Raw genomic sequence first — 9,517 nt, forward strand, 5'->3', positions numbered from 1 at the left:
AATACAGCGCCTGGAAATCATCGTTCATGTTGCCCAGGATGGCATCGACCAGTACTCGCAATTTGCGCAAGGGATGCGCATCCGGGATGCGTTCCTCCAACGAGCGGTAACTGTACAGAAAGTGCTGGGTGACGTCGGTCTTGCGCATGATGGCGGTGGGAAAGTGGGGCTGATGAAACAACGTTTACCGGCCCGTGATGGTTGACGGGCACGGCGATTAATTCAACACCCTGTTAGTATTTGGTATTTAGTATTTAGTATTTAGTATTTAGTATTTAGTATTTAGTATTTAGTATTTAGTATTTAGTATTTAGTATTTTAATTTCGTATTTCCCACACCCACATTACACTTTGGAAACCTAAGATTTCTTCAGTTGACACGCTTGCAGCGCCTCCATAAGATGCCCCCATTATTCATTTACGGAGTCCCACGTGGGTACTTGTTCTAGTGACAGTAGCCGATCTTGTATCGGTGATTGCCTCGGCAGCTAAACAGCAAGCAACGCGGAACTTCTTTCCTCCGTGCCTTGCTGAGCAAGGTGCGGTGTTTCTCGCGGCCAGTCCGGCTGCGCGCCTCTCCCCCCTCTTTCCGATCGCGACCAGCTACTGACCCGGATTGCCCGCCAGCACTATTGTGTCTAGGCGGCACGCAAGTCTTGCCTGCGGCTGCGCCGCCCGTCAACACCTCGTCGTGAAAGGAAGAGCCATGAATCTCTTCACCCGCTTATTCGAATCATTCCTGCGCAAGCGCCATACGGCCGGCCATTTCCGCCGCCGCGCCATGCCGCTGGAAAACAGCACGGCCCGCCCCGTGCCCGACCATCTGGCGCGCCAGTTGCTGGACGCCGCCCATGAAGACCTGGATGGCGCGCTGAACCGCCTGCATACGCGCCTGGAAGGTTTGCGCGATGCCGAGGCGCAAGTCATCGGCGCGCAAACGGGCCCGAATGAAGTCGAGCATGAAAAACCGCTGGCCTGGTACCAGCACCTGTGGTTGTGCTACAAAAATCCGTTCAATCTGCTGCTCACCGTGCTGGCCATCGTTTCCTATCTGACGGAAGACCCGAAGGCGACCATCGTCATCGGTACCATGGTGATGTTGTCGACCCTACTGCGCTTCGTGCAGGAAGGCCGCTCGAACCGCGCCGCCGAGCGCCTGAAAGCCATGGTCAGCAATACCGCCACCGTGCTGCGCAATGGCCAGCAGATCGAGCTGCCCATCCGCCAACTGGTGCAGGGCGACATCATCGTGCTGTCGGCCGGCGACATGATCCCCGCCGATTGCCGTTTGCTGTCCGCGAAAGACCTGTTCGTCAGCCAGGCCGCCATGACGGGCGAATCCTTGCCCGTGGAAAAGATGGCGGAACTGGCCGATGCCCATGGCAAAGACCCCATGGAGCTGGCCAATTTGCTGTTCATGGGCACGAATGTGATCTCGGGCGCGGCCACCGCGCTGGTCTTGGCGACCGGCAACCGCACCTACTTCGGCACCATCGCCACGCGCGTGACGGCCAGCGAGCGCACGCCGACCGCGTTTGAAGCGGGCGTAAACAGCGTCAGCTGGCTGCTGATCCGCTTCGCCCTCGTGATGGCGCCGCTGGTGTTCCTGATCAATGGCTGGACCAAGGGTGACTGGATGGAAGCATTCCTGTTTGCCCTGTCCGTGGCCGTGGGCCTGACGCCGGAAATGCTGCCCATGATCGTCACCAGCACCCTGGCCAAGGGCGCCGTGAAACTGTCGAAAAAGAAAGTCGTCGTGAAACGCCTGGATGCCATCCAGAACTTCGGCGCCATGGATGTGCTGTGCACGGACAAGACGGGCACCCTGACGCAGGACAAGATCGTGCTCGAGCGCCACACGGACGTATTTGGCCAGCAATCCGATGAAGTGCTGCAATTTGCCTACCTGAACAGCCACTACCAGACAGGCCTCAAAAACCTGCTGGACCGCGCCGTGCTCGACCATGTGGAATTGCAGACGGAAATGCAGCTGGCGCGCGATTACGTCAAGGTCGATGAAATCCCCTTCGATTTCGTGCGCCGCCGCATGTCCGTCGTCGTTTCCGAAAAGAATGACCACCATGAATTGATCTGCAAGGGCGCCGTCGAGGAAATCCTCGCCGCCTGCAGCCATTTGCGCCTGAATGGCGTGGACGTGCCGCTCGACGCCGTCCTGCTGGCGAAAGTACTGGACACCACGCACGGCTTGAATGCGGAAGGCTTGCGCGTGGTGGCCGTGGCCGTCAAGGAAGTGCCGCCGCATAAAACCGTGTACGGCGTGGCCGATGAAACGGCGCTGACCCTGATCGGCTATGTGGCCTTCCTCGATCCGCCGAAGGAATCGACGGCGCCCGCCCTGCGCGCGCTGGCCGAACATGGCGTGACCGTGAAAGTATTGACGGGCGACAACCACCTGGTGACGGCGAAAATTTGCCGCGAAGTGGGCCTGGCCGTGCATGGCGTGCTGCAAGGCCCGCAACTGGACGACATGGACGACGCTACCCTGGCCAGGGCAGCTGAAGAGAATACCGTGTTTGCCAAGCTCAGCCCGCTGCACAAGGAACGCCTGGTGCGCGCCCTGCGCGGCAATGGCCATATCGTCGGCTTCATGGGCGACGGCATCAACGACGCGCCTGCCCTGCGCGCGGCCGACATCGGCATTTCCGTCGATTCGGCCGTCGATATCGCCAAGGAAGCGGCCGACATCATCTTGCTGGAAAAGAGCCTGATGGTCCTGGAAGAAGGCGTGCTGGAAGGCCGCCGCACCTTCAGCAACATGCTCAAATACATACGCATGACGGCCAGCTCGAACTTCGGCAATGTGTTTTCCGTGCTGGTGGCCAGCGCCTTTTTGCCGTTTTTACCCATGCTGCCGCTGCACTTGCTGGTGCAAAACCTGCTGTACGACGTGTCGCAGATCGCCATCCCGTTTGACAATGTCGACGCCGAACTGATCCAGAAGCCGCTGAGCTGGAACCCGCGCGACATCGGCCGCTTCATGGTGTTTTTCGGCCCCATCAGCTCGATCTTCGACATCAGCACCTTTATCTTGATGTGGCATGTGTTTGGCGCGAATACACCGGAACAGCAGACCCTGTTCCAGTCCGGCTGGTTCGTCGTGGGCTTGCTGACGCAAACCCTGATCGTGCACCTGATCCGCACGCCCAAGCTGCCCTTCATCGACAGCATCGCGTCCGTACCCCTGCTGGTGGCCACCACGGCCATCATGGCTGTGGGCGTCTTCCTGCCGATGGGACCGCTGGCGACCTACTTCAAGCTGCAAGCCTTGCCGTTGGGCTACTTCCCCTGGCTGCTGGGCATCCTCGTCTGCTACACGGTGCTGACGACGTTCATGAAACGCGTGTACCTGCGCAAATTCGGCTGGCAATAGTATGATGGACCGCTCTTTCCCCTACAAAAGGCGCGCATGAGCGGCTCACCCTCATCTTCATCAAATTCCAAACGCACGCAAGCCCTGCTGCTATCGGCCCTGGTCTTTCCCGGCAGCGGGCATTTCTTGCTTGGACGCAAGACGCGTGGCTGCCTGTTCCTCGTGCCAGCCCTGGTCGCCCTGGTGCTCGTATTGCGCCAGATGATGGCACGCATGGACCAAGTTATGGCACAGATCGACAGTGGCGCCCTGCCCCTCGATGTGCAGCTGATCATGGAAAAAGTGGAGCGACTCTCCGCCAATGACGGCCCTGCCATGACGCTGGCCGTAGGCGTGCTGGTGGCCTGCTGGATAGGCAGCCTGATCGACACCATGCTCATCAAGCCATGACGGCAGAAGCGCAAGCGCGCAAAGCACGCAAGGATGCAAAGGTGCAGGCGCGCCGCGCGCAGCTGGCGCTCAAACGCCAGGACCACGGCGGCCCGCTGGCCTGGCGCGGCTGGTTCGACGGCTCCGCCCACCCGAACCCGGGCAAGCTGGGCATAGGCGCCCTGCTGCTGGGGCCGGACGGCGAGCGCATCGAAGTGAGTCAGGCGGCCGGCCATGGCAGCAGCAGCGATGCGGAATATGCGGCCCTGACAGCCGTGCTGCAGGCGGCGCTCAGCGTGCGCCCGCCGCCCGTGCAACTGCTGCTGTACGGCGACAGCCAGGTGGTCATCAACGATGTGCTGGGGACGACGCCGCAGGGCGCCAAGGGACTGGAAACGCACAGGGCCACCGTAGTGGCCCTGCTGGAACAATTCAAGGATGTGAGCTTGCGCTGGCTGCCGCGCCACAGGAATGGCGAGGCGGACCGGCTGTCGCAGCTGGCGATCGCCAGCTGGGCAGAGGAAGATTAAGCGGCGCGGCCGATCTGCAACGTTTCCTTCGGTTCTTTTACAGCTGGGCGCTTCATCCTCTTCAAGCCGCTGACCGTGGCCTGCTGGCCATTCAGCTTGAACACGCTAACGACCTGCGCCAGCTTGTGCGCCTGCTGCTGCATCGATTCGGCGGCCGCCGCCGACTCTTCCACCAGGGCCGCATTTTGTTGCGTCACGGCATCCATCTGACCGATGGCACGGTTGATCTCGTCAATGCCCACGCTTTGCTCGCTGCTGGCCGCCGTGATTTCCGTGATGATGTCGCTCACGCGCTGCACGCTGTCGACGATATCGTTCATGGTCGAACCGGCTTGCGCCACCAGCATGCTGCCCGCGTTGACTTGCTCCACGGACGCGCCGATCAGGGTCTTGATCTCTTTCGCCGCCGAAGCCGAACGCTGCGCCAGGTTGCGCACTTCGGACGCCACCACGGCAAAGCCGCGTCCCTGCTCGCCCGCACGAGCCGCTTCCACGGCCGCATTCAGGGCCAAAATATTCGTCTGGAAAGCAATGCCGTCAATCACGCTGATGATATCGACGATCTTGTTCGACGAGGCATTAATCGATTCCATCGTGCCCACCACCTGCGCCACCACTTCGCCGCCCTTGACGGCCACTTGCGCCGCCGAGGCCGCCAACTGGTTCGCCTGGCGCGCATTGTCCGCATTCTGTTTCACGGCCGACGTCAGCTCTTCCATCGAGGACGCCGTTTCTTCCAGCGAACCGGCCTGTTCTTCCGTGCGGGAAGACAGGTCCTGGTTGCCGGCGGCAATTTGCGTCGACGAGGTGGCGATGCTGTCCGTGCCGCTGCGCACTTCGCCCACGATGTTGAGCAGGCTGGTGTTCATATCCTTCAACGCCTGCAGCAATTGCCCGGTTTCATCCTTGGCGCTGGCGTCGATCTGCGCCGTCAAGTCGCCATCGGCCACCTTGCGGGCGATTTCCACGGCCGTGCGCAGCGGACGCACGATGCCCATCGTCAAGACCCAGGCACACACGACGCCAAAGAGCAGCGCCAGTGCGGCCAGCGACAGCATCAGGGTGCGGCTGGTGCTGGCGACTTCGTCGATCTCGCGTGCCGTCTTGTCGATGCTAGCGCGCTGGTACTGCAGCATGTCGTTCACCACTTTCAGGTATTTCGTTGAACCGGGCACAAAGATGTTCTGGAACGCTTGCTCCGCTTCCGCTTCCTGCCCATCCGCTTTCAGCTTCGACACTTGCGCGCGCGAATCGAGGTACACCTTGCGCTGTTCGCTCACCAGACGGAACAGTTCCTTTTCGTCCGGGCTGGAAATCAAGGCTTCGATTTTCTTTTGCAATTCGCCCGATACGACGGACGATTGCTTGGCCTCTTCCGCAAAATATGCACCCAGCGTCGTGTCGCTGCTGCGCGCGATGGCCGTGGTGCGGCGCACGCCACTATCGATCTTCCCATACCAGTCGGAAATATAGCGTTCCTTGGCCAAGGGCTGCTCCATCATGTTGCGCGTGGCGCTGGCCACTTCATGCAAACGCCACACGCTGATACCCGTGATAAGCATGGAAAACAGCAAAATCACGGCAAACCCCAGGCCAAGGCGCACACCAATACTGACGTTTCTTAATAAATTCATGTAAATATCCTAAAAAAGCGGAATCTGACTATACGGGGGGAGTGCAAAAAGTGGCTGCCAGGGGCAGCCGCGCCGGCATCAGCGTGTGCCGATGCGCAAGGCAGTTTGTGACGCTGTCGGACGCTTGATCGCGTTCGCAGCGCCGGCCTGCTGGCCATTCAGTTTGAACACGCTGACGACCTGCGCCAGCTTGTGCGCCTGGTGCTGCATTGATTCGGCGGCCGCCGCCGACTCTTCCACCAGGGCCGCATTTTGTTGCGTCACGGCATCCATCTGGCCGATGGCGCGGTTGATCTCGTCGATGCCCACGCTTTGCTCGCTGCTGGCCGCCGTGATTTCCGTGATGATGTCGCTCACGCGCTGCACGCTGTCGACGATGTCGTTCATGGTCGAGCCGGCTTGCGCCACCAGCATGCTGCCCGCGTTGACTTGCTCCACGGACGCGCCGATCAGCGTCTTGATCTCTTTCGCCGCCGATGCCGAGCGCTGCGCCAGGTTGCGCACTTCGGACGCCACCACGGCAAAGCCGCGTCCCTGCTCGCCCGCACGGGCCGCTTCCACGGCCGCATTCAGGGCCAAAATATTCGTCTGGAAAGCAATGCCGTCAATCACGCTGATAATGTCGACGATCTTGTTCGACGATGCATTGATCGATTCCATCGTGCCCACCACCTGCGCCACCACTTCGCCGCCCTTGACGGCCACTTGCGCCGCCGAGGCCGCCAACTGGTTGGCCTGGCGCGCATTGTCCGCATTCTGCTTCACGGTCGACGTCAGCTCTTCCATCGAGGACGCCGTTTCTTCCAGCGAACCGGCCTGCTCTTCCGTGCGGGAAGACAGGTCCTGGTTGCCGGCGGCAATTTGCGTCGACGAGGTGGCGATGCTGTCCGTGCCGCTGCGCACTTCGCCCACGATGTTGAGCAGGCTGGTGTTCATATCCTTCAGGGCGAGCAGCAATTGCCCGGTTTCATCCTTGGCGCTGGCGTCGATCTGCGCCGTCAAGTCGCCATCGGCCACCTTGCGGGCGATTTCCACGGCCGTGCGCAGCGGACGCACGATGCCCATCGTCAAGACCCAGGCGCACACGACGCCAAAGAGCAGCGCCAGTGCGGCCAGCGCCAGCATCAGGGTGCGGCTGGTGCTGGCGACGGCGTCGATCTCGCGCGCCGTCTTGTCGATGCTGGCGCGCTGTTGTTGCAGCAATTCCAGCACCATTTTCTGGTACTTGGCGGCGGCCGGCACGAAGGTCTTTTCAAACACGTCATTGGCGGCATCGACCTGCGCTTCGCCCTTCAGCTTATAGACCTGGTCGCGCGAACTGATATATACCTTGCGCTGTTCCAGCAAGGCCGCGAACATGGCTTTTTCCTCTGGTTTGTCGATCAGCGCCTCGATCTTCTTTTGCAGTTCGGCCGAACTGGACGACGAGACTTTCGATTCTTCGGCGAAATAACCGCTCAACGAAGTGTCGCTGCTGCGGGCGATGGCGATGGTGCGGCGCACGGCGCTGTCGATACGGCCATACCAGTCGGAAATATAGCGTTCCTTGGCCAATGGCTGCTCCATCATGACGCGCGTGGCGCTGGCCACGTCGTGCAAGCGCCAGACGCTGATGCCGGTAATGAGCATGGAAAACAGCAAAATGACGGCAAAGCCGAGGCCGAGGCGAACACCGATGCTGACGTTGCGTAATACATTCATGTGACTATCCTAAAGAGCGCTGATGCCATGGCAAAACGGGCGTAAAAAGTGACACTAAAGTGAAACTGGCGCACGGTTCAGCTGAACCGTGCGCCAGAAAAAGTTCTAGCGTGCGCCTTGCAGAAAAAGCAAACAATGCTTGGGGTCAATTGTTTCCGACAAAGCCGGTCAAAATGACCGGCGGCAAGAACTTAAGCGGCAAGCTTCTCAATTAAACCCATGTCGGCGCTGGACATCAGTTGGTCGATATCGATCAGGATCAGCATGCGCTCGTCGATGGTGCCCAGGCCGATCACATATTCCGTGTTGATCGAGCGGCCCATGTCCGGCGCCGGCTTGATCTGTTCCGGCAGCAAGGTAGTGACGTCGGACACGCGATCCACGACCATGCCGACCACGCGGTTGCCGATATTGAGGATGATGACGACGGTGAACTGGTCATAACTGGGCGTGCCCAGGTTGAACTTGATGCGCATGTCGACGATGGGCACGATGATGCCGCGCAAGTTGACCACGCCCTTGACGAACTCGGGCGCGTTGGCGATGCGGGTCGGCGTTTCATAGCTGCGGATTTCGCTGACTTTCTGGATGTCGATGCCATACTCTTCCTGGCCCAGGGTAAAGGCCAGGTATTCGGCAGCCTTGGCAACGGTTGCGCCAGTGTCGCTGGAAATGGTGTTCATGATAATCCTTTCGTTAACTCGCCTGGGGCGCAGGCCAGGACACGCTGCACGCGGGCCCTGGACGTGACAAGCCATTCGCAATGCAATGCAATGGCTGCCACTTATATGTTTTTGCAAATACTTTCTAGCAATTAGCTGATGTCTCTAATTTCTGTGCGGCAATGTTGCCCCATGTAAATTTTACATGCACTAAAAAAGAGCGATCCCCGGGCTGATGCTTTCCCAAAATGCACTGATGTGGCAAATGCGGCACGCCGGGGCGCCAGGCTCGCCGCCACATGCTGCGGCGTTTTATGCCACACTGGCGGCCCCTGCATTTACGACTTTGAACCATGCATTCTTTGCTTTCTCAATGGCAACCGCGCCTGCGGGCACTGGCCACGGCCGGCCTGGGCGAAGACAGCGCCCACGACATCAACCACCTGCAGCGCGTCTGGCGCAATGCCCGCGTCCTGCTGCAAGAGCATGCGCAGGCCGACGCCCTCACCGTAATGGCCGCCTGCTACCTGCACGACCTGGTCAACTTGCCGAAAAACCACCCCGAGCGCCACCTGGCCTCGCGCCAGGCGGCCGTGCTGGCTTGCCGCCAGTTGGCGGAGCAAGATTTCCCGGCAGAAAAATTGGCAGGCGTGGCGCACGCCATCGAGACGCACAGTTTTTCCGCCGACCTCAGGCCCACCACCATCGAAGCGCAAATCGTGCAGGATGCCGACCGCATCGACGCGCTGGGGGCCGTGGGACTGGCACGCCTGTTCTATACGGCGGCACGCATGGACAGCGCGCTGGCGCATGGCACGGATCCGCTGGCGCAGCATCGCGCACTCAACGACAAGGCCTACGCGCTCGACCATATCGTCACCAAGCTCGACAAGCTGCCCGGCAAGATGCAGACGGCGGCGGGCCGCGCGCTGGCCGAGCAGCGCCTGGCCGTGCTGACGGATTTTCGCGCCGCCTTTGCCGGCGAATGGGGAGTTAGCAGGGTGTTGAATTAATCGCCGTGCCCGTCAACCATCACGGGCCGGTAAACGTTGTTTCATCAGCCCCACTTTCCCACCGCCATCATGCGCAAGACCGACGTCACCCAGCACTCTCTGTACAGTTACCGCTCGTTGGAGGAACGCATCCCGGATGCGCATCCCTTGCGCAAATTGCGAGTACTGGTCGATGCCATCCTGGCCAACATGAACGATGATTTCCAGGCGCTGTATT

Annotated in this window: 7 protein-coding genes and 2 pseudogenes; 5 read left to right on the forward strand and 4 right to left on the reverse strand. The window is 60.3% G+C overall.

The window, feature by feature from the left end; all coding sequences use genetic code 11:
* Positions 1-148 (reverse strand): annotated as a pseudogene (locus CSZ94_RS29020) (IS5/IS1182 family transposase); the annotation flags it as partial.
* Positions 149-706: 558 nt separating this feature from the next.
* Between CSZ94_RS29020 and mgtA the strand changes: the two are divergent.
* The 3 genes from mgtA to CSZ94_RS26085 are packed head-to-tail and all read left to right on the forward strand — an operon-like array spanning position 707 to position 4,290.
* Positions 707-3,391, forward strand: coding sequence for a magnesium-translocating P-type ATPase (gene mgtA / locus CSZ94_RS26075; protein WP_102124173.1), 2,685 nt, complete (start codon positions 707-709; stop codon positions 3,389-3,391).
* 36 nt (positions 3,392-3,427) lie between these two features.
* A complete protein-coding gene (locus CSZ94_RS26080) occupies positions 3,428-3,781 on the forward strand; it encodes a DUF6677 family protein (RefSeq protein WP_102124174.1) in 354 nt (117 codons plus the stop codon).
* Positions 3,778-4,290, forward strand: a complete 513-nt coding sequence (locus tag CSZ94_RS26085) for a ribonuclease HI family protein (RefSeq protein WP_102124175.1) — start codon at positions 3,778-3,780, stop codon at positions 4,288-4,290. Before CSZ94_RS26080 ends, CSZ94_RS26085 begins: the two co-directional genes overlap by 4 nt.
* Here the strand turns inward: CSZ94_RS26085 and CSZ94_RS26090 are convergent.
* The 3 genes from CSZ94_RS26090 to CSZ94_RS26100 all read right to left on the reverse strand — a co-directional run bounded on the left by CSZ94_RS26090 (position 4,287) and on the right by CSZ94_RS26100 (position 8,308).
* The gene (locus CSZ94_RS26090) at positions 4,287-5,924 is read right to left on the reverse strand and encodes a methyl-accepting chemotaxis protein (RefSeq protein WP_102124176.1); all 1,638 of its coding nucleotides are present in this window, start codon (positions 5,922-5,924) and stop codon (positions 4,287-4,289) included. The genes CSZ94_RS26085 and CSZ94_RS26090 overlap by 4 nt on opposite strands.
* Before the next feature lie 78 nt (positions 5,925-6,002).
* On the reverse strand, positions 6,003-7,625 hold the full coding sequence (locus CSZ94_RS26095; RefSeq protein ID WP_102124177.1) for a methyl-accepting chemotaxis protein: 1,623 nt from the start codon (positions 7,623-7,625) through the stop codon (positions 6,003-6,005).
* 191 nt (positions 7,626-7,816) lie between these two features.
* Positions 7,817-8,308, reverse strand: coding sequence for a chemotaxis protein CheW (locus tag CSZ94_RS26100; protein ID WP_102124178.1), 492 nt, complete (start codon positions 8,306-8,308; stop codon positions 7,817-7,819).
* A 332-nt stretch (positions 8,309-8,640) separates the two neighbouring features.
* Here CSZ94_RS26100 and CSZ94_RS26105 point away from each other — a divergent pair, with 332 nt between their 5' ends.
* A complete protein-coding gene (locus CSZ94_RS26105; protein ID WP_102124179.1) occupies positions 8,641-9,300 on the forward strand; it encodes an HD domain-containing protein in 660 nt (219 codons plus the stop codon).
* 69 nt (positions 9,301-9,369) lie between these two features.
* Positions 9,370-9,517: pseudogene (locus CSZ94_RS29025) on the forward strand (IS5/IS1182 family transposase); the annotation flags it as partial.

Source organism: Janthinobacterium sp. ROICE36, assembly GCF_002869965.1.
Classification (GTDB): domain Bacteria; phylum Pseudomonadota; class Gammaproteobacteria; order Burkholderiales; family Burkholderiaceae_D; genus Janthinobacterium.

What these genes read in the sequence shown, in the direction of transcription:
- mgtA (WP_102124173.1), top strand. Translation starts at nt 707, where the DNA reads ATGAATCTCTTCACCCGCTTATTCGAATCATTCCTGCGCAAGCGCCAT.
- CSZ94_RS26080 (WP_102124174.1), top strand. Translation starts at nt 3,428, where the DNA reads ATGAGCGGCTCACCCTCATCTTCATCAAATTCCAAACGCACGCAAGCC.
- CSZ94_RS26085 (WP_102124175.1), top strand. Translation starts at nt 3,778, where the DNA reads ATGACGGCAGAAGCGCAAGCGCGCAAAGCACGCAAGGATGCAAAGGTG.
- CSZ94_RS26090 (WP_102124176.1), bottom strand. Translation starts at nt 5,924, where the DNA reads ATGAATTTATTAAGAAACGTCAGTATTGGTGTGCGCCTTGGCCTGGGG.
- CSZ94_RS26095 (WP_102124177.1), bottom strand. Translation starts at nt 7,625, where the DNA reads ATGAATGTATTACGCAACGTCAGCATCGGTGTTCGCCTCGGCCTCGGC.
- CSZ94_RS26100 (WP_102124178.1), bottom strand. Translation starts at nt 8,308, where the DNA reads ATGAACACCATTTCCAGCGACACTGGCGCAACCGTTGCCAAGGCTGCC.
- CSZ94_RS26105 (WP_102124179.1), top strand. Translation starts at nt 8,641, where the DNA reads ATGCATTCTTTGCTTTCTCAATGGCAACCGCGCCTGCGGGCACTGGCC.